The 19,058-nt window shown below is 63.1% G+C and carries 24 protein-coding genes; 10 read left to right on the forward strand and 14 right to left on the reverse strand.

What is annotated here, in order from left to right; all coding sequences use genetic code 11:
- Window positions 1–150: 150 nt before the first annotated feature.
- The 6 genes from pip to cysS form a co-directional block, all read right to left on the reverse strand.
- Window positions 151–1,107, reverse strand: coding sequence for a prolyl aminopeptidase (gene pip, locus NKI10_RS16655; protein WP_023742612.1), 957 nt, complete (start codon window positions 1,105–1,107; stop codon window positions 151–153).
- Between the two features lie 8 nt (window positions 1,108–1,115).
- Window positions 1,116–1,592, reverse strand: a complete 477-nt coding sequence (locus tag NKI10_RS16660) for a GFA family protein (RefSeq protein WP_023684470.1) — start codon at window positions 1,590–1,592, stop codon at window positions 1,116–1,118.
- Window positions 1,589–2,095 (reverse strand): GFA family protein, encoded by a 507-nt coding sequence (locus NKI10_RS16665; protein WP_352860997.1) that lies wholly within the window; start codon window positions 2,093–2,095, stop codon window positions 1,589–1,591. Before NKI10_RS16665 ends, NKI10_RS16660 begins: the two co-directional genes overlap by 4 nt.
- A 22-nt stretch (window positions 2,096–2,117) precedes the next feature.
- Window positions 2,118–2,504 (reverse strand): VOC family protein, encoded by a 387-nt coding sequence (locus NKI10_RS16670; protein WP_023673572.1) that lies wholly within the window; start codon window positions 2,502–2,504, stop codon window positions 2,118–2,120.
- Window positions 2,501–2,905: an endonuclease domain-containing protein gene (locus NKI10_RS16675; protein WP_352860999.1), complete on the reverse strand. Its 405-nt coding sequence runs from the start codon at window positions 2,903–2,905 to the stop codon at window positions 2,501–2,503. Before NKI10_RS16675 ends, NKI10_RS16670 begins: the two co-directional genes overlap by 4 nt.
- A gap of 283 nt (window positions 2,906–3,188) precedes the next feature.
- Window positions 3,189–4,622 (reverse strand): cysteine--tRNA ligase, encoded by a 1,434-nt coding sequence (gene cysS, locus NKI10_RS16680; protein ID WP_023702700.1) that lies wholly within the window; start codon window positions 4,620–4,622, stop codon window positions 3,189–3,191.
- Between the two features lie 390 nt (window positions 4,623–5,012).
- On the opposite strand from cysS, the gene NKI10_RS16685 reads away from it, so the two are divergent.
- Window positions 5,013–5,168, forward strand: a complete 156-nt coding sequence (locus NKI10_RS16685; protein ID WP_023673568.1) for a hypothetical protein — start codon at window positions 5,013–5,015, stop codon at window positions 5,166–5,168.
- A 136-nt stretch (window positions 5,169–5,304) separates the two neighbouring features.
- Here the strand turns inward: NKI10_RS16685 and NKI10_RS16690 are convergent, their stop codons facing one another.
- Window positions 5,305–6,063: an SOS response-associated peptidase gene (locus NKI10_RS16690; protein WP_023702699.1), complete on the reverse strand. Its 759-nt coding sequence runs from the start codon at window positions 6,061–6,063 to the stop codon at window positions 5,305–5,307.
- 126 nt (window positions 6,064–6,189) lie between these two features.
- Between NKI10_RS16690 and NKI10_RS16695 the strand changes: the two genes are divergently transcribed.
- The 4 genes from NKI10_RS16695 (at window position 6,190) to NKI10_RS16710 (ending at window position 8,538) form a co-directional block, all read left to right on the forward strand.
- Window positions 6,190–6,597, forward strand: coding sequence for an NUDIX hydrolase (locus NKI10_RS16695; RefSeq protein WP_352861002.1), 408 nt, complete (start codon window positions 6,190–6,192; stop codon window positions 6,595–6,597).
- 67 nt (window positions 6,598–6,664) lie between these two features.
- The gene (locus NKI10_RS16700) at window positions 6,665–7,042 is read left to right on the forward strand and encodes a TIGR02301 family protein (RefSeq protein ID WP_023705383.1); all 378 of its coding nucleotides are present in this window, start codon (window positions 6,665–6,667) and stop codon (window positions 7,040–7,042) included.
- Window positions 7,043–7,370: 328 nt separating this feature from the next.
- The gene (locus tag NKI10_RS16705) at window positions 7,371–7,628 is read left to right on the forward strand and encodes a hypothetical protein (RefSeq protein WP_023673564.1); all 258 of its coding nucleotides are present in this window, start codon (window positions 7,371–7,373) and stop codon (window positions 7,626–7,628) included.
- A gap of 106 nt (window positions 7,629–7,734) precedes the next feature.
- Window positions 7,735–8,538, forward strand: coding sequence for a hypothetical protein (locus NKI10_RS16710; protein ID WP_352861004.1), 804 nt, complete (start codon window positions 7,735–7,737; stop codon window positions 8,536–8,538).
- A 21-nt stretch (window positions 8,539–8,559) separates the two neighbouring features.
- On the opposite strand, the gene NKI10_RS16715 is transcribed toward NKI10_RS16710, so the two are convergent.
- From NKI10_RS16715 to NKI10_RS16725, 3 genes are all read right to left on the reverse strand, one after another.
- Window positions 8,560–9,288, reverse strand: a complete 729-nt coding sequence (locus NKI10_RS16715) for a nucleotidyl transferase AbiEii/AbiGii toxin family protein (protein WP_023684480.1) — start codon at window positions 9,286–9,288, stop codon at window positions 8,560–8,562.
- Between the two features lie 62 nt (window positions 9,289–9,350).
- Window positions 9,351–9,578: a hypothetical protein gene (locus tag NKI10_RS16720; protein WP_027049982.1), complete on the reverse strand. Its 228-nt coding sequence runs from the start codon at window positions 9,576–9,578 to the stop codon at window positions 9,351–9,353.
- Window positions 9,579–9,632: 54 nt separating this feature from the next.
- Window positions 9,633–10,964: a dihydroorotase gene (locus NKI10_RS16725; protein WP_352861006.1), complete on the reverse strand. Its 1,332-nt coding sequence runs from the start codon at window positions 10,962–10,964 to the stop codon at window positions 9,633–9,635.
- A gap of 82 nt (window positions 10,965–11,046) precedes the next feature.
- Here NKI10_RS16725 and ygfZ point away from each other — a divergent pair, with 82 nt between their 5' ends.
- The 3 genes from ygfZ to NKI10_RS16740 all read left to right on the forward strand — a co-directional run bounded on the left by ygfZ (window position 11,047) and on the right by NKI10_RS16740 (window position 14,745).
- A complete protein-coding gene (ygfZ, locus tag NKI10_RS16730; protein ID WP_352861008.1) occupies window positions 11,047–11,907 on the forward strand; it encodes a CAF17-like 4Fe-4S cluster assembly/insertion protein YgfZ in 861 nt (286 codons plus the stop codon).
- Entirely contained in the window at window positions 11,907–12,545 is a 639-nt protein-coding gene (locus tag NKI10_RS16735; RefSeq protein WP_023670260.1) for an HD domain-containing protein, read from the forward strand. The genes ygfZ and NKI10_RS16735 overlap by 1 nt, the downstream gene beginning before the upstream one ends.
- 67 nt (window positions 12,546–12,612) lie before the next feature.
- Entirely contained in the window at window positions 12,613–14,745 is a 2,133-nt protein-coding gene (locus NKI10_RS16740) for a putative bifunctional diguanylate cyclase/phosphodiesterase (RefSeq protein ID WP_023692871.1), read from the forward strand.
- Here the strand turns inward: NKI10_RS16740 and NKI10_RS16745 are convergent.
- Both NKI10_RS16745 and NKI10_RS16750 read right to left on the reverse strand, forming a co-directional pair.
- Window positions 14,714–15,268 carry a helix-turn-helix domain-containing protein gene (locus tag NKI10_RS16745; protein ID WP_352861011.1) on the reverse strand — a complete coding sequence of 185 codons (555 nt, stop codon included), beginning with the start codon at window positions 15,266–15,268 and terminating at the stop codon, window positions 14,714–14,716. The genes NKI10_RS16740 and NKI10_RS16745 overlap by 32 nt on opposite strands.
- A 39-nt stretch (window positions 15,269–15,307) precedes the next feature.
- A complete protein-coding gene (locus tag NKI10_RS16750; RefSeq protein ID WP_352861013.1) occupies window positions 15,308–15,562 on the reverse strand; it encodes an AraC family ligand binding domain-containing protein in 255 nt (84 codons plus the stop codon).
- 91 nt (window positions 15,563–15,653) lie between these two features.
- On the opposite strand from NKI10_RS16750, the gene NKI10_RS16755 reads away from it, so the two are divergent.
- Entirely contained in the window at window positions 15,654–16,820 is a 1,167-nt protein-coding gene (locus NKI10_RS16755) for an amidohydrolase (protein ID WP_023692869.1), read from the forward strand.
- A 12-nt stretch (window positions 16,821–16,832) separates the two neighbouring features.
- Here the strand turns inward: NKI10_RS16755 and NKI10_RS16760 are convergent, their stop codons facing one another.
- Window positions 16,833–17,750: a fatty acid desaturase family protein gene (locus NKI10_RS16760; RefSeq protein WP_352723806.1), complete on the reverse strand. Its 918-nt coding sequence runs from the start codon at window positions 17,748–17,750 to the stop codon at window positions 16,833–16,835.
- Window positions 17,751–17,837: 87 nt separating this feature from the next.
- Between NKI10_RS16760 and NKI10_RS16765 the strand changes: the two genes are divergently transcribed.
- Window positions 17,838–18,737: a LysR substrate-binding domain-containing protein gene (locus NKI10_RS16765; RefSeq protein ID WP_023749698.1), complete on the forward strand. Its 900-nt coding sequence runs from the start codon at window positions 17,838–17,840 to the stop codon at window positions 18,735–18,737.
- A gap of 13 nt (window positions 18,738–18,750) precedes the next feature.
- On the opposite strand, the gene NKI10_RS16770 is transcribed toward NKI10_RS16765, so the two are convergent.
- Window positions 18,751–19,023, reverse strand: coding sequence for a DUF3303 domain-containing protein (locus NKI10_RS16770; protein ID WP_023670254.1), 273 nt, complete (start codon window positions 19,021–19,023; stop codon window positions 18,751–18,753).
- Window positions 19,024–19,058: the final 35 nt, after the last annotated feature.

The following is a 19,058-nucleotide window of genomic DNA, read 5'->3' on the forward strand; positions in this document are numbered from 1 at the left end:
CGGCCATCTCCCCCTCAAGGGGGGAGATCGGCAGCTTTAGCGTCGGATCTTTTCCCGCAGCGACGGAGATTTGCGAAAGGCCCGATGACAGGCAATCTCCCCCCTTGAGGGGGAGATGTCCGGCAGGACAGAGGGGGGTGCCGCGCGCTGTCATTTCCCCGCAAACCCATCCGTCGCGCGTATCAGCCGATCCAGAATCCCCGGCTCCGAATAGGCATGGCCGGCGCCTTCGATGAGGTGGAAATCCGCCTTCGGCCAGGCCTTGTGCAGGGCCCAGGCATAGCGCGCCGGGCACGGCATGTCGTAGCGGCCGTGGACGATTGTGCCGGGAATATCCGCGAGCTTATGCGCATCGCGGAGAAGCTGCCCCTCCTCCAGCCAGCCGGCGTGGACGAAATAGTGGTTCTCGATGCGGGCAAAGGCGATGGCGAAGTCGTCCTCGCCGAACTTGTCGCTGGTCTCCGGCTCCGGTAGCAGCGTGATCGTCTCACCTTCCCACAGGCTCCAGGCAAGCGCGGCTTCCATCTGCGCATTGCGGTCGGAGCCAACAAGCCGTTTGCGGTAGGCGGCCATCATGTCGCCGCGCTCGGCTTCAGGGATCGGCGCCTGGAAACGCTCCCATTTGTCGGGGAACATTTCGGAGACGCCGAACTGATAGTACCATTCGAGTTCGGCGCGGGTCAGCGTGTAGATACCGCGCACGACAAGCTCGCTGACGCGATTAGGATGCTTCTCGGCATAGGCCAGCGCCAGCGTCGAGCCCCACGAGCCGCCGAACACCAGCCATTTTTCGAAGCCGCACATCTCACGCAGCCGCTCGATGTCGGCAACCAGGTGCCAGGTGGTGTTGGCCTCGAGCGAGGCGTTGGGTGTCGATTTCCCGCAGCCGCGCTGGTCGAACAGGATGACGTCGTAAAGCTTCGGGTCGAACAATTGCCGATGTTTTGGCGAGAAGCCGCCGCCGGGACCGCCATGCAGGAACACGGCCGGCTTGGCGCCCCTGGTTCCGGAGCGCTCCCAATAGATATGATGGCCGTCGCCGACATCGAGCATGCCGGACTCGAAGGGCTCGATCTCGGGATAAAGAGTACGAAGTTCACTGTTCATTTCATTGCTCATATCTTCAGGCCGTGCGCGGGCCAGTCCGTGGTTTCGTGGTCGGGATGCTGGAACGAGATGATCTGCTCCTGGCGGGAGTAGAAATCCGGATCCTGATGCACGGGCTGGTCAAAGATCGTTTCCACCCAAGGCAATCGGACCGCGTAGTTGACCTGGATCTGCGGCGCCAGATCGGAGCGGTCGTCGAAGGCGCCGATGGCGATCTCCAGTGCGCCAGGTTGGCGATAGGTCAGCGGTGTACCGCAGCGGGCACAGAAGCCGCGATCGATGTTGACCGACGACTGGAAGTAGGTCGGCTCCTCGCGTACCCATTCGACGCCATCCTTGGGCACTGTCACCAGGGCGCCAAAAAAAGACCCGAACTGTTTCTGGCACATGCGGCAATGGCAGATGGACGCCCGGCCAAGCTTGCCCTTGATGCGGAAACGCACGGCGCCGCACTGGCAGCCGCCGGTTCGAACTTCATCGGTCATGATTTTCCCTCTGGCGGCCGGTGTTCGGTGTCCCATTGGTCGGTGTCATGGTCGGGATGCTGGTAGGAGACGAGATCGGCCAGATACGGAGCCGACGACATGTCGGCCATAGTGTCCTCGCCCGGCAATTGCGGAAGGGTGTCGACATAGGGAAGTTTTGCCTCCGTGCCCCACTGGATCAGCGGCACGATATCAGCCGGATTGTCGAAGGCGCCGATGGCGAGGCCGATGCCGTCGGGCGCGGTAAAGGTCAGCGGCGTGCCGCAATTGGCGCAAAAGCCACGATCGACATGGCTGGACGAGGCGAAATATTTCGGTTCGCCGCGCGTCCAGTCGAGTTTGGCGCCACGCACCGAGACCAGGGGCGCGTAAAATGAGCCGAACGCCTTCTGGCACATGCGGCAATGGCAGATCGAGGCGTCACCCAGCGCACCCTCGACGCGAAAGCGCACCGCGCCGCACTGGCAGCCACCGGTGTAGATCGGCCGGTTGTCGAGGCTCATGGCGTTTCACTCCGTTTCATAGTCATTCGGGCGCATGGCAGACGGCCTCGACATTGTTGCCGTCGGGATCCAAGACGAAGGCGCCGTAATAGTCCGGGTGATAATGCGGGCGCAGCCCCGGCCCGCCATTGTCCTTGCCGCCGGCGGCGAGCGCCGCGGCATGGAAGGCGTCGACCTCGGCGCGGCTGCGCGCGGTGAAGGCGACGTGCTGATGGGTCCTCGGCTTGTCATCGCTGGCCTGCAGCCAGAACACCGGCCGGTCGCGGCCATAGCCACCGACCTTGGCGCCGCCGGTATATTCCAGTGGCACCATGTAGATCAGCGAGGCGCCAAGCGGCGCTATCGCCTGGTCATAAAAGGCTTTCGACGCGTCGAAGTCGGCGACATTGATGCCGAGATGGTCGATCATGAAACAAGCTCCTCCCTTGCTGGCGCCGGCACGTCGGCGCCGGCCAAGCCGGCCCCGATGACGATGTGCTGGCAGGCATTGTCGATATCGCGGATGACGTCGTCGTTCCAGAAGCGCAGGATGGTCCAGCCACTGGCACTCAATTGAGCGCTGCGTGCCTTGTCGCGTTCTGCATCTTCTACGTCGGCATGCTGACTGCCATCAACCTCGACTACGAGGTGGTGGGCCGAACAGGCGAAGTCGACAATGTAGGGTCCAATCGGTACCTGTCGGCGAAAGCTTATCCCCATCAGCCGGTGAGCCCGCAACTCATTCCACAGTTTCAGCTCGGCATCGGTCATGACGCGACGCATGGACTTTGCATTCTTGCGCTGACGCGATGGAACGAGGTCGTGACCCATGCTCAGGCCACTCCGCGCTGGCGATTAGCGAAAACCGAGGCGAGGGCTGATCTCCCCCCTTGCGGGGGAGATGTCCGGCAGGACAGAGGGGGGTGCTGTCCCGCCAGCGTCTCAACCGGCAGCCATTGCGTTCTCAGAAAGTGGCCGAAATGAAAGTGGGCAAGAAGGAACGCTGGCGTTCCTTCGCACCCCCCTCTGTCCTGCCGGACATCTCCCCCGCAAGGGGGGAGATTGGCTGTCGCTGCCGCCTTCGCCAATCTTACAACGGTGTCTCGCGCCACCCTCACCGCTTTACCTCCCACGTCGTCACGCGTTCGCCCGTGACAGGATCCTTGCCGTCTTTCAGCTGCACGCCTTGCGTCAGCAACTCGTCGCGGATGCGGTCGGCCTCGGCCCAGTTTTTCGCTGCGATCAGTTCCAAGCGCTTGGCGATCGCCTTGGCGATCGCTGCCTCGTCGACCTTGGCCGCGCCGATATCGAAGCCGAGGAACAACAGCGATGCCTTCAGCGATGCGGCCGCTTCGTTGCCCTCCGCGGCCTCACCGGCAAGCTGCGTGAGTTGCTGGAAGGCGGCGTAGGTGGCGAGGTCGTCCGACAGTGCCGCCACAATCTCCGCCGGGACTTGCCCTGCCGACGGCGCCAGGTCAGCCGCGCGTTTCCATTTGCGCAGCGTGTTCTCGGCTTCCTCCAGCTTGCGCACGGAGAAATCGATCGGCTCGCGGTAATGCGTCATCAGCATCGCCAGACGCAGCACCTCGCCCGGCCATTTGCGGCCGCCGAAGGTCTCGGTCTCCAGCAGTTCGGCGATCGCGTAGAAATTGCCGACGCTCTTCGACATTTTCTGACCCTCGACCTGCAGGAAGCCGTTGTGCATCCAGACATTGGCCATGACGTCGGTGCCGTGGGCGCAACGCGACTGGGCGATCTCGTTCTCATGGTGCGGGAAGATCAGGTCGAGGCCGCCGCCATGGATGTCGAAGACGTCGCCGAGATAGGCGGCCGACATGGCCGAGCACTCGATATGCCAACCGGGCCGGCCCCTGCCCCATGGGCTGTCCCAGCCGGGCTCCTCCGGTGACGACAATTTCCACAGCACGAAATCCCCCGGGCTCCTCTTGTGAGCGTCGACGGCAATTCGCGCACCGGCCTGCTGTTCGTCGAGATTGCGCTTCGACAGCTCGCCATAATCCGGCATCGAGGCGGTGTCGAACAGCACTTCGCCGGCGGCGACATAGGCGTGGCCGCGTTCGATCAAACGTTCGATGAGGGTGATCATGTCAACCTTGCCGTCGGCGCGGCGCGCGACGAACTCGGTGGCGCGTGGCTCGACCGTCGGCGACAAGCAGCCGAGTGCGGCGACATCCTTGTGGTACTGATCGGCGGTTTTTTCGGTGACGCGGCGGATCGCCTCGTTGAGCGTCAGGCTTCCCGACGCGATCTCGGCGCCGAAATCGCGCAGCGCGCGGGCGTTTATCTTGTCGTCGACATCCGTGATGTTGCGCACATACGTGACACCAGCCTCGCCATAGAGGTGACGCAGCAAACGGAACAGCACGTCGAAGACGATCGCCGGACGCGCATTGCCGATGTGGGCAAAGTCGTAGACGGTTGGGCCGCAGACATACATGCGCACATTCGACGGGTCGATCGGGAGGAACACGTCCTTCGTCCGCGTTAGCGTGTTGTAGAGGCTGAGACCCTTCGATGCGTCAGACATGCGTGCCCTTCCGGCCCGTTAAGTTCTGGATGGAGTCTAACCTGTGCCAAGGCACAAATCGGCTCCAGCCTGCTGGCCGGGGCGTTTGTCCACTCTGGGGAAAGATGAGGCGAAAACGTCCGGACCAGCGCGAAGCTAGCCAATAATGCAAATGCCACAAATGGCGGAAAACGTTTTCATCGGCGGCTTTATCGCCTTGGCCGGTGTTGCCGTCAAGTCGCAACTTCCGGCAAAAGCGTCGCTGGATCATAGGTCAGGAGCCGCTGAAACATTTTATTAAACATGTCGGCACAGTCATGAAACATTCGCCGGCTAGTCCACCATAGGTCACGATTCGGTCAGATTCGGCCGGCAAACGCAGACACGGAAATGTTACCAGGGAAGAGATCGATGTCACGAACCAAGCAGGAATCGAGCCGCGCCAAGCAACCGGCGCTCGCCAACCACTACCGTGCGATCGGCCCGGCCGCGATCGTCGCCGCCCTTCTCCATACCGCGAAGAATAAAAAGCCGGCGCCGAAAATCACTTCGCCCCGCGCTGCCTGAACAGGCATCGTGCCGCCGCCGCCAAGGCGTGCGCCGGAACGGAAGGCTGAGGCCCCATAGCGCGCCTGAAAACAACAGCTCTTCCTATTGAGCAGGTTCTTCCCGAAGACCGGACATGGCTTCTTGGGAGCGCGCTCTAAAACAGCGTCATCTGACTGTCGTCCGCGCCGGGCTTCTGGCGCCTGACCTTGCCGGGCTCGACGATGCCCATGTCCTGTATCTCCGGCCCGATGTTGGCAACCTTGTTGACGAGGTCGGAGACCGGAATTGCCTCGAAGAAATCGGGCAGCGCGGGCTTGAGCAGGTCGGCCACATCGCGCGGTTCGAGCGTGCGGCAGTCCAGCCAGCGGGCAAAATCTTCAGGCGCGATCACCACCGGCATCCGGTCATGGATATGGGCGATGCCGGCATTGGCGTTGACGGTAAGAATAGCGCCGGTGTCCATTTCCGAACCGCCCGGTTCGGCATAGGTTTCGATCAGCCCGGCAAAGGCGATCAACCCTCCATGCCTCGGCCGTATCCAGTAGGGCTGGCCCTTCTTGCCGCTCCCGGATTGCTGCCACTCATAGAAGCCGGAGGCCGGCACCAAGGCACGGCGATGGCGCATGGCGGCTTTGAACGAGGCTTTTTCAATAGCGCCTTCCGAACGCGCGTTGATGAGCAGCGGAAATTCCCTGGTGTCCTTGACCCAGGTGGGGATCAGTCCCCAGCGCACCAGCATCGCCTGGCGATCCGGGAAATTCGAGCCCGGCATGCGCGGCGGCCCCGACAGCGCCATCAGCACCGGCTGCGTCGGCGCGATGTTGTAGCGGGCCGGAAAATCCTCCAGCTCCGCCAGGCCGAGCAAGGCGGCGGTCTGGTCCGGCGTGGCCGTCAGGGCAAAGCGTCCGCACATTGGCAAGCTCGATGAATTGATCCGATCGCGAACGTGGCGATGGAACCGGCGCTGCGCAACCGCTAAAGCTGCTCGCTGCCAGCCGGTCCACAAGGGTTTGGCCTCACATAGGCGAAAACGAGATCGATGAACGAGCAGCGCAAGACACTTCCCGCAGTCTCGGTCGCCGTCGTGCGCGGCAGGACGGTGCTGCTGGTCAAACGGGCGCGGCCGCCGTCGCAGGGCCTTTATGCCTTTCCCGGCGGCAAGGTCGAGCCCGGCGAGACGCTGCAAGAAGCAGCAGTGCGCGAATTGCTGGAGGAAACCGGGCTGCGGGCGCAGGACTATCGTCCGCTTCGCGACATCCACATCGACGGCAGCGGCGAGAATCACCCGGTCGACTATCTGCTGACCGTGTTCGGCGCCGTTTATGCCGACGGCGACGCGACGGCCAGCGACGATGCCGAGATCGCTGCCTTCTATAGTCTTGATGAAATGGCGACGCTGCCGCTCGCGGGTGACGTCATGGAGGTGGCTGAAGAACTCTTGGCCTGAAACAAGCCGATATCTGCCGCTCCGAGAATCGCCTTGCAGGCGACAAAATGTTTCGTCAGATAGACTTATGACCCGCACCTCGCTGTTCCTTGCCGCATGCATCGCCGCCGCCACGGCTTTTGCCGTGCAGCCGGCGCTGGCCGCCGAGTCGCCGTTCGAGCCCGGGCTGATGCGACTGGCCGAGGTGCTGGGGTCGCTGCATTTCCTACGCAATCTGTGCGGCGAAAAGGGCGACCAGTGGCGCACCGAGATGGAAAAGCTGATCGATTCGGAAAATCCCGATCCGGAGCGGCGTGCCCGCTTCATCGCCAGCTTCAACCGCGGTTACCGTTCCTTCGGCGGCACCTATACCCAATGCACGCCGTCAGCGACCGAAGCCATCAGCCGCTACATGAAGGAAGGCGAGACGCTGTCGCGCGACATCGCCTCGCGTTACGGCAACTGACGAGCGCCAGACGGCGTTTAGCCAACGCCTTTTCGAGCACCCGCCTTGTATCCACGGCACGTTGATGCAATCTTGGTGTTGCACTTGCGCAACAGTATTAACGAAACGTTAGCGCGCGAATGCGGAATTAACTCAAACTGAAGGTTTTCATCCCGCTCACCGGTCTAATCGGCTAAGTTTGAATCGGACCGAACGCAGGCGACGAAGTTTGTAAAGACGATCAAAAAAATGTCGTATTTACAGATACTTACTTAGCCTGCGTGAGATAGGGGCAGCCCAAGCCGGATCCGACCCGTCGGACCGCCGCTTGAAAAGGTGGACATCGCAAATGGAACATGGCGTCAACGACATCGACGCGCTTGTCAGGGAAGAAAAGCGCCTGACCGCGGTGGAAAGCCATAGCGAGGCCTGGGCGGAAGGTCTGTCGGCCGGCATAGAACCTGAAATCATCGCCGAGGCAGCGCTTGAAACCGCGTTCGGCGAGATGCTGCGAGCCAATGGCGAGACCTCGGCCCTTGCCCTGCTCGACCGCATGCGTGAAAAGGTGATCGCCGGCGCCTTCGAGCCGGAGCGGTTTCGGCACTAGGCGGCGCGCGTCTCAGAGGGTGCATCGCCAGCTTACCGGTTCTTTGACGACGGCGCGCCGTTTGGGCATCATGCCTGAAGAGCCTAGGCCCAAGGAGAGGCAAGCGGTGAATTTTTCGATGTCAGGCCGGCCTCGCGGCGTGGCCCTCAGCATCTGGCTTGCCGCTTCCTGCGCCGCGGGTCCGCTGGCGTTTGTCCTGACCAGCAACCCTGCCTACGCGTTGAGCGAGATCAAGCGCGAGGAGCTTCCAGTTCCTGCCGGGCCACCAGCCAATGGTGAGACGGCGCCGTCTGAAAATTCAGTGCCAATGCCCGATCTGCCCGGCACAGCGCCACCGGCGGCCAGCCAGCCGAAATCGCCCACGGAGCCCGGACAAAGCCAACCGGAGGCCCCCGCCAACGATGGCGGCGTGGCCAACCCGCGTGCCGATCCAGAAGCGCCGGTGCCCGAAGTCGTCTACGACCTTTCCAAATTGCCGGAGCCCGTCAGGCGCATGCGCGATCTGATGGTCGAGGCCTGCGTCAGCGGCGACATCGAGAAGCTGCGGCCGCTGATCGGCAAGGGCGACACCATGACCCAATTGTCGCTGGGCGAAATCGAGGGCGACCCGATCGCGTTCCTGAAAGCGCTATCGGGCGACAAGGAAGGTCAGGAAATCCTCGCTATCCTGGAAGAGGTGCTCAATGCCGGCTATGTCCATGTAGACGTCGGCACACCGCAGGAACTCTATGTCTGGCCGTATTTCTTCGCCCTGCCGCTGGACAAGCTCAACGCCAGGCAGCGGGTCGAACTGTTCAAGATCGTCACCGCCGGCGACTATGACGACATGAAGCAGTTCGGCGCCTACATCTTCTACCGCGTCGGCATCACGCCGGCCGGGCAGTGGACATTCTTCGTCGCCGGGGATTGAACGGCGATTCCCCTGGGATGGCTACTGGCTAGGGCTAGAAAGCTCGAGGCCTGTGTCAGGCCATATGCGGATACCTTCATTTCGAAGGGCCGAAATCGCTTCGACCGCCGCGTTGGGATCCATTTGCAGCACCTCGGCGGCATGCCGCAATTCTTCCTTGTCCCGCAGCCTGTTTACCACCCAAGCCACCTTGCGCTCGATATCCACGCCATAGGCCGCCTTCGCCTTGCCAACAGCGTCGCTCGGGATTTCCTTATAGATGCCAACCAGCACTCCAAGATCGATGGCATCGCGATATGCAATTGCACGGTCCTGACATCGATCCGCGTTCGCCAGCAACTTCTCGGCAAACATATCCGCCGGGACCAGGGCGGATACATTCAGATCGTCGTCGAAATGGCCTCGCAGTTTTATGCGGCCTTCGCGGATGACTTCAAACTTGATCGTTTGGCCTTTCAACCGCACGATCGTCCGCAAGCCATATTGATCGATCTGGAAGTCCCGAACAGCCTCGACCGGCTCAGGAAAGAATGCTCTGACGCCACGTTCGGCTGCGGAGGTCCGCAATTCGCGATAGCCATCACTGTCGGCACACAGGAAGTCCACATCCAGTGAGCGGCGATATTCCCCGAATTTCATAACGATCGCAGTGCCACCGCCGAACCAGCACTGGTTTGCGGTCAGGAAATGGCGATCCATCAACCCGAGCGCTTCGGCAATGATCTGGTGCTCGGGCCTCTTGAATTCCATCATGACGCTCGCGGTGTGTCCTGTTGATATTCCGGCTGCGAGGAACGATCAGGTGAGGGAAATCAGCCGGCGGTCAAGAGCACGCCGTGACCGAATTTGTCTGCCAAACTTTGGATAAGCATCTTCTCACGCACAGTAAGACGCTTTTGATCGACAAACCGCCAATTACGCTCATACAGCGCAAATGCCTCTTCGGCCGGAATCGGGCGTGCCGCATCGCGGTTCCAGGCGAGCGCCTGGAGCTCCGGAAACTCCGCAGGGACGATCATGGGCGCGATATCTGCGTTCATAATGCCCTTAACGTAGTGGATAGCGCTTAAAAAATCCAACGCAGCAAGAAACCGCTAAGCCGGCAGCGCCTCGGAAAACTCTACCGGCCTGCCCTGCCCGGGCGTGACGATCTCGCCTTCCCACATCACGCGAAGGCCGCGCACGATGGTGCCGATCGGCCAGCCGGTGACTTCCTTGCCGTCATAGGGCGTCCAGCCGGCCCTGGAGCCGGCTTGCGCATTGGTGATGGTCTCGCGCCGCTGGAGGTCGACAATGGTGAAATCGGCATCGTAGCCGGCGGCGATGCGGCCTTTCCTGGCCATGCCGAAGATGCGCTGCGGGCCGTGGCTGGAGAGGTCGACGAAGCGCTGCAGGGTCAGCAGGCCTGAATTGACATGGTCGAGCATGATCGGCACCAGCGTCTGCACCCCGGTCATGCCAGACGGCGAGGCCGGATAGGGCTTTGCCTTCTCGGCCGGCGTGTGCGGGGCGTGATCGGAGCCGAGCACGTCAATGATGCCTTGCGCAATGCCGTGCCAGACGCCGTCGCGATGGCGGGCCGCGCGAACCGGGGGATTCATCTGGATCAGCGTGCCCAGCCGCGCATAGTCGTCGGCGGCGAGTGTCAAATGGTGCGGCGTCGCCTCGCAGGTGGCGACATCCTTGTGCTGTTGGAGGAAGATGATTTCCTCGGCAGTGGAGATATGCAGCACATGGATGCGGGCGCGGGTGTTTCGCGCGATGCGCACCAGCCGCTCGGTACAGCGAAGCGCCGCGATCTCGTCGCGCCAGACGGGATGCGATGACGGGTCGCCCTCGACGCGCAGGCCCAGGCGCTCGCGCAGCCGGAACTCGTCCTCCGAGTGAAAGGCGGCACGGCGGCGGGTGTTGCGCAGGATCGATGCGACACCCTCGTCGTCCTCGACCAGCAGGTCGCCGGTGGACGAGCCCATGAACACCTTAATCCCGGCAGCACCCGGCAGCCGCTCGAGCTCACCGACATCATCGGCATTCTCGCGCGTGCCGCCAACCCAGAAGGCGAAGTCGCAATGCATCCGGCTGGTGGCGCGGCGCACCTTGTCGGCAAGCGCCGCCTCGCTGGTGGTCAGCGGATTGGTGTTGGGCATTTCGAAGACGGCGGTGACCCCGCCCAGCACAGCCGCGCGCGAGCCCGTCTCCAGATCTTCCTTGTGCTCCAGCCCCGGCTCGCGAAAATGCACCTGACTGTCGACGACGCCTGGCAGGACGTGCAGCCCGCGACAGTCGATCGCTTCGCCGGCCGAAGCTTGGCGAAGATCGCCCATTGCGACGATGCGACCACCCTTGACGCCGACATCGCCCGCGCCCTCGCCATCATGGTTGACCACCGTGCCGCCAGTCAGGATGAGGTCGTAGGTGGTGGCCATGGGCGTTCGGTCTCTTGCGGGGGGAGTATCGTCGGCTTACGTAAAGGCCGACCGTTTTGCAAGATCAGGTTCTTTGCCGCCCATGCCTTTTGCCCTGCTCAAAGACCGCGCTCTCATTTCTGTGTCAGGCCCGGAGGCCGAGCATTTTTTGCAGAACATCCTCACCACCGACCTCGACACGCTGGGCGCCGGTGCGGCAAAACCCGGTGCGCTGCTTTCGCCGCAAGGCAAGATCCTGTTTGATTTCCTGATCTCGCGTAGCGGCGAGGACGGATTCCGGCTGGATTGCCGTGCCGACGTCGCAGACGACTTCCTGCGCCGGCTGATGCTTTACAAGCTGCGCGCCAAGGCCGAGATCGCGAAGCAGGATCAAGTGCTTGTGACGGTTGCGTGGGGCGATGATTCAAGCGCCTCACCTTCTGATTCAACGACACTTGCCGATGCCCGCTTCCGCGATGTGGTTGTGAGCCGTTCCTATGGCGGCGCATCCGTAGGTGGCGATCCGGCTGCGTGGCAGGCGCTCCGCATCGCCAACGGCATTGCCGAAAGCGGTTCCGATTATCAGCTCGGCGATGCCTTCCCGCACGACGTGCTGCTCGACGAGACCGGCGGCGTCGGCTTCAAGAAAGGCTGCTATGTCGGCCAGGAAGTGGTCTCGCGCATGCAGCATCGCGGCACCGCCAGGCGGCGCGTGCTGATCGTTTCGGCCGACCATGCCTTGCCCGCGCCGGGCTCGGAGCTGACGGTTGCGGGGCGGCCGGTCGGCACGCTCGGTTCCAGCGCGGGCACGGCCGGACTCGCCATTGCCCGCATCGACCGGGTCAAGGCGGCGCTCGACGCTGGCCAGCCGGTACTGGCCGGTGATGTCACCGTCTCGCTCGCCATCCCGTCCTGGGCGAAGTTCAGCTTTCCCAGGGAAGCCATCGGCGCGGAGGACGCCTGATGGCTGCCGATCGCGTCGGAGCGCCACCGCGCGCGTGGCAGCGCATGCTGTCGGGGCGGCGGCTCGACCTGCTAGATCCCTCGCCGCTCGACATCGAAATCTCCGACATCGCCCACGGGCTTGCCCGCGTCGCCCGCTGGAACGGGCAGACCCGCGGCGATCACGCCTTTTCGGTCGCCCAGCATTCGCTGCTGGTCGAGGCGCTGTTCAGCGAGTTGCAGCCGGACGCCTCGGCCAATGCTCAGTTGGCAGCACTGCTGCATGACGCGCCGGAATATGTCATCGGCGACATGATCTCGCCGTTCAAATCGGTAATGGGCGGCTCCTACAAGGAGTGTGAGCTGCGTCTCCAGCGCGCCATCCATCAGCGCTTTTCGCTGCCGCCCGAACTCGGCGTCGGCTTGCGCAAGGAGATCAAGCGCGCCGACCAGATCGCCGCCTATTACGAGGCGACGCTGCTTGCCGGTTTCTCGACCGCGGAAGCAACCGAGTTCTTTGGCCGGCCGCGCGGGTTCAATGCCGACCGCTTCGACTTTAAGCCGCACTCGGTGACCTCGGCGCAAGCTGCCTTCCTCAAACGCTACGCAACGCTTGAAAAGCAACGCCAGGCAACGGTTGCCGTGCATTCGGCGCAGTGAACATACGCTAAATTAACCAGCGGTAACCACAGTACCGGGTTTCGATCACGGTCAGCAGGCACGCCTCATGTCCGTTGCGCACGTCAAGGGTGGTTCGCCCGTCCGCAGACGGGGAGCCGGAGGCGTCGCCGCGCCACGGCAGATCGCCGACGAACTGCGCCACCAGAACGAGCGCTTTTCCGCGGCCGTCGAGAATATGTCGCATGGGCTGTGCATGTTCGACGCCGACGAGCGGATGATCATCTGCAACGGCAACTATATCAGCATCTTCTCCCTCGACGCGAAGATCGTGCGGCCCGGCATCGCGTTCCTGGACATTCTAAAGCACAGCGTCGACATCGGTGTCGCCTCACAGAGCGCCGAAGACCTGTATGCCATCCGCAAGCCCTATATCGAGCGCGCGCAAGCCTCGACCTACGAGGAAATACTGTCGGACGGACGCATCGTTTCCATCACGCACCGGCCGCTGGCCTCAGGCGGCTGGGTGTCGATCTATGAGGACATTACGGAGCAAAGGCGGGCCGAGCAGGAACTGAAGGAGCAGCACCGCCGCTTCGATGCGGCGCTCGCCAACATGTCGCAAGGCCTGTTGATGTACGACGCCGAAGGCACGCTGATCGTGCGCAACCAGCGCTTCCTCGACCTCTACAAGGTCACGCCTGACGACTTCCCGCTCGGCATGAGCCAGCGCGCCCTGCTCGAACAGATGGTGCGACTGCGCATCTATCCGTCGATGGACATCGACGGCGAGATCGCCAACACCAGAGCCAGCCTGCAGGCCGGTGAGGAGCGTTCGACAGACCGCAGCCTTGCCGATGGCCGAACGCTGCTGGTTGCGCGCCGGCCGCTTACCGGTGGCGGCTGGGTGGCGACCTTCGAAGACATCACCGAGCGCCGGCGCGCCGAAGAGCGCATGAGCCACCTTGCCCATTACGACACGCTGACCGACCTGCCCAACCGCTCGATGTTTCGCGAACGGCTCGACCAGGCGATGACCGGCGATACACCGTTGGCGATCTTCTCGCTCGACCTCGATCGCTTCAAGGCCGTTAACGACACCTGGGGACACCCGGCCGGTGACTGGCTGCTGAAATGCGTGGCGGAGCGGTTGCGGCACAGCCTGCGCAGCGACACCGATGTGGTCGCCCGCCTCGGTGGCGACGAGTTCGCCATCCTGCAGTTCAATCCCAAAGGCGCCACCGATGCGGAACAACTGGCAAAACGCATCGTCGCTGTCGTCAGCCAGCCGTTTCGCGACAAGGGCCGCGACATGCATGTCGGCATCAGCCTTGGCATCGCGCTGTATCCCGGTGACGGCAAGGACGCCGACACGCTTTTGAAGAACGCCGACATGGCGCTTTACAGCGGCAAGAGCGAAGGCCGCAACGTCTACCGCTTTTTCGAGCCCGGCATGGATGCCTTGGTGCGGGCGCGCCTGGCGCTCGAAACCGATCTCGAGACGGCACTGAAACGGCGGGAGTTCGTGCTGGAGTTCCAGCCGATCACCAACATCGCGTCGGGCAAGATCGTCGGCGCCGAAGCGTTGATGCGGTGGAATTCACCGACGCGCGGCCTGGTGGCGCCCGACGATTTCATCGCAGCCGCCGAAGACAGCGGGCTGATCGTTCCGCTGGGCGAATGGGCGCTGAAACAGGCCTGCAGCGTGGCCGCCGGCTGGCCGCCTGGAATGCGCATCGCCGTCAATGTCTCGGCAGTGCAGATCAGAAGCGCCGACTTTGCCCGCAGCGTGATTTCGGCGCTGGCCGTTTCCGGTGTGCCGGCCAGCCGGCTCGAACTGGAAATCACCGAGACCGTGCTGATGGATGAGAGCGAGACGGTGCTGAAGACGCTGAGGCAGCTGCGCGAACTCGGTATCCGCATCGCGCTCGATGATTTCGGCACCGGCTATTCGTCGCTCGGCTATCTCAGGCGTTTTCCCGTCGACAAGATCAAGATCGACCGCTCCTTCATCCACGATATCGACAACAAGGACACGGCGGCGATCGTGCGCACGATCATCGGGCTTGGTGCCGAACTTGGCATCACCGTCACCGCCGAAGGCGTCGAGACCGAAGCGCAGCTCGACATATTGCGCAAGGCTGGCTGCGTCGAGGCGCAGGGCTTTCTGATCGGCATGCCGTCAAAGGCCGCCGACATGGCTCGACTTCTCAAGACGAGGGCAGCGTCCCGGCGCGCCTGAACATCCCCGGCGTCATTCCATGCGCGGCGCGGAAGGTGCGCGAGAGATGGCTTTGGTCGGAGAAGCCGGCCGCAAAGGCGGCACCGGCGAGATCTGAACCTTGCCGGATCAGCAGATCGGCACGGCGCAGCCTGCGGTCACGGATGAAGGCAGCAGGGGTGAGACCCAGCACTTTCCTGAAATCGCGGATAACTTGAAAGCGCGTCACGCCTGCGGCTTCAGCGAGCCGCTGCAAATCGAGGTCCGAGTTCAGATGGTCTTCGATGACCTGTTCATAGACCCGGAGCCGGCTTTTCGATCCGAAGCTTTCGACCGCCTCGCGCCGCCGGCCGCCCCAATCGCCATGGCGCAGGATGAGCTTGCGCAAGGCGATCAGCATGGATGTTTCGGCGCTGGTGGCATCATTCGATGTCGAAGCCAAGTGCGCGACGCCTACTGCCTGGACGAGATCGGCATCATCGACGATCGCTTGCGAAAACAACGGCGGGCGATCCTGCCCGAGCTCGTCCGCGATCGCACCCATGAGCGAGGCCGACGGATAGAAGGTGCGGTAAGCCCAACCCTAGTCGGCACCCGCCTCGCCGTCATGCCATATCTCCGGATCGACGAGCAGAACCGTGCCCGACGGCGCGAGGACAGTCTCGTTGCCGATGCGGACCCGCTCGCACCCTTGCGTGATCAGGGCGACGACATAGGTCGGGTGCGTGTGCAGCTGGTAGCGATGCCGCGTGAAGCGCGCCTTGAGCATGCCAAGATCGCGAAAGCGCGGATGACGCCAGAACTGCGTCGTCTCCTGAGGCTGTTGAATTCCAGACACGGTCAATCCTGTTCAAGACGCTGCCGGCGCAAAACCTTTACGTGCTGGCATCGACAAGGCCGAATTTAGGATAGCCGGCAAGGAGAGCGCAATGCTGCACAACGACCCCATCGCCGCCCTCACCCCGCAGGTGGTGGAATGGCGGCATCACATCCACGCCAACCCCGAACTCGGTTTCCAAGAGTATGAGACCGTGCGCTTCGTCGCCGACAAGCTGCGCACCTTCGGGCTCGACGAGGTTCATGAAGGCATAGGCGGCACCGGCGTGGTTGGCGTCCTCAGAGGACGGCCAGGCGTGCGCGCCATCGGGCTTCGGGCCGAACTCGATGCCTTGCCCGTGCTGGAGAAGACAGGATTGCCATATGCGTCGAAGAAAGACGGCGTGATGCATGCCTGCGGCCACGACGGGCACATCGCGATGCTGCTCGGCGCCGCCAAGCTGCTCGCCGACAACAGAGCCTTCGACGGCACCGTCTGTTTCATCTTCCAGCCGGCGGAAGAAAATGAAGGCGGCGCCATGCGGATGATCGAGGACGGACTGTTCGAGCGCTTCCCCGTGGAAGCCGTCTACGCCGTCCACAACTGGCCGGGGCTGCCGCTCGGAAAGATCGCGGCCCGTGCCGGGTCGATGATGGCGGCCGTCGACACTTTCGAACTGAACTTTGAGGGGACCGGCGCGCATGCCGCCATGCCGCAGCTAGGCGACGATCCCGTGCTCGCGGCCGGCGCCTTCGTTCAAGCCGTGCAGCGCATCGTCAGCCGTTCGGTCGACCCGCAAATGGCGCTGGTCGTTTCGATCACCCAGATCCATGGCGGCAATGTCGGCAACATCGTGCCGGGCAAGGTCTGGCTGCAGGGAACCTGCCGCTTCTTCGAGCCCACTTTGTCGGACCATTGCGAAAGGCTGATCGGCGACATCGCGCAAGGCATTGCCTCGGCGCATGCCCTCACCGCCAAGCTCGCCTACAAGAAAGGCTACCCGCCGCTGGTCAACACGTCGGCTGCCACTGACCGGGCCGTCCAGGCGGCAACCGCGGTTGTCGGCCGCGAGCAGGTCGAGACCGCATTCAACCCGAGCCTCGGCTGCGAGGATTTTGCCTACATGGTCCGCGAAGCCGGCGGCTGCTATGCCTGGGTCGGCGCAGGAGCGGTCAGACCGGGCGAAGGGCTGCACGGCGATCGCTATGTCTTCAACGACGCCATCGTCCCCACCGTGCTCCGCTATTTCGTCACGCTCGTTGAGCAGACGCTACGCTGACGGCCGAGCGCCTCAGCGCAAGGTCTCGACGTATTTCTCGTGGAAGCTGACATAGCCGGGTTCGACGACTTTGAGATGGCGCTCGATCAGCTGGTGGAAGGCCGGCAGCTGATGGAAGGGCACGCCGGGATAGGCGTGGTGCTCGGCGTGATACGGCATGTTCCAGGCGACTTTGCGCACCAGCCAGTTGGTCAGCGTGGTGCGGGTGTTTTCCAGCATGTTGGCGACAAGCGGGCAGCGGCCATGCTCGGCCAGCAGATAGAGCCTGAGGAAGGGCTGGCCGAGCAGCGCCGGCACGATCCAGACATAGAGCAGTACACTTGCCTCGAACCACAGGGCTAGCGCGGCGACCACGACATAGAAAGCGATCATGGCGCGGGCTTCAGTGCGCACCTTGGGCAGGCCTTTCGGCGGCACGTAGCTGTCGTGGCAGCCGCCAATCGCGTTGGTGTAGAGTGTCTGCAAATGCCCCCACCACACCGGCAGGCCCGAGACGTGGACGATGTATTGCCGCATCGTCTCCGGTTTCGGGAAGGCGAGTTCCGGATCGGTCTCTGGATCCTGGGTGAAACGGTGATGGGCGAAGTGGAAATAGCGAAACCAGTCGGCGGGCAGCGCGATCGCCAGGCTGCAGACCCTTGCGGCGGCATCGTTGAGCCACTGCGTCTCGAACGCCGTCCTGTGCACCGTCTCATGCAGCAGCGTGAACAGGAAGACGATAAGAATGCCTTGCGGCAACATCAACAGCGGCCAGTACGACACCTTGGCCGCAATCAGCCCGCCGATAGCCACAATCGCGCCGAGATGGAAGGCGAGTTGGACCAGACCCGGCCCGTCCGACTTGCCGGTCAGGCGGCTGCGCTGCTCATTGGTCAGGAACGCGATGACGTCGCGATGGTCTCTGGGTTCAAACTGGGCCGATACGGTCATGGCGCCAAGCTACTCGAATAAGAAAGCTTTCGAAAGACGAGGATTTCTGCGACACAGATAAGCTGACCTTACCTATCGGATCACCCAATGACCGCGCTTCCTTCCCTGAGAGGACTTCAAGCCTTCGAGGCGGCGGCGCGCTCGGGGAGTTTCGCCGCAGCGGCGGATGAGCTCTCGATCTCGGCGGCTGCGGTCAGCCAGCTCATTCGCACCGTCGAGGAGCAGATGGGTCGAAAACTGTTCCATCGCGTCAACCGCCGCGTGGTGCTGACGGAAGCCGGCGTCGAGATGCTGCCCCGGCTGACCCTGGCTTTTCGGGAGATCGGCAGCATCGCGCGTGGCAGCGATGCCTTCCGCCCGCGGCTTGTCGTATCGGTGCCGCCGTCCATGGCGATGGGCTGGCTTTCCGAACGCCTCGCCGGCTTTGTCGCCAGCCACGGCGCCGTCGACATATCCCTGCGCGGCGATGACGATCCGGTGCCGTTCGACCGCGAACTGATCGACATCCGGCTGTCCTTCGGCCCGCACTATCGTGAACACCCGAGCGAGGAGATCGTCAGGGACGCCGTCTACCCCGTCTGCGCGCCAGAACTCACCGCCAAAACCGACAGCCTCGCCGGCCTGCCACTGATTCACACCGACTGGGGACCGACCGGCGCGTCGTTTCCGTCTTGGCGCACCTGGTTCGAGGCGGCGGGCATAGAGCCCGGCCGCGCAGTGCAGCGCGGACTGTCGGCGAACTCGTCGCGGGCAGCGCTCGACCTTGCCATTTCAGGGCTGGGCGCGGCGCTGGCGCAAGGCATTTATTGCGCCGGGGCGCTGGAAGAGGGCCGTTTGGTCCGGGCTAATGCCCTATCGATCGCGCTGCGTCAGCCATATTGCCTGACGATCCCCGAACGCAGTGCAAGGCGCGACCTGGTGGCGGCGTTTCGCAATTGGCTGATTGAGGAATGCCGGCGGTCGGTGGGTTCGCCGGTGCTCGGCTGATGGCCCGAGCTGCTCAGAGATGGCCGGCCAGTGCGGCGACCATGTCCTTGTTCGTCGCCACGGGAATGATCTCGAACTCCACCAGGTCAGACCATTCGATGACCCAGCGCTGCAGCAGCGTGACGTCATCGGCCTCGACCAGCAGGAAGCAGCGGCTCATATCAGCCGCGATCCAGGAGTGGTGCACGACAAGCGCGTCCGGCTTCAATCTGCCGCGCTCGCCGAAACGGCGGTAGATCTCCTTGCGGTCGCAGCCGGTGAAATCCTCGATGACGATGAACTGCATTTTTCCCCCTCGGTTGAATTGCCGCCCGGGACGGC

The organism is Mesorhizobium sp. M0802, assembly GCF_040320115.1.
Classification (GTDB): domain Bacteria; phylum Pseudomonadota; class Alphaproteobacteria; order Rhizobiales; family Rhizobiaceae; genus Mesorhizobium.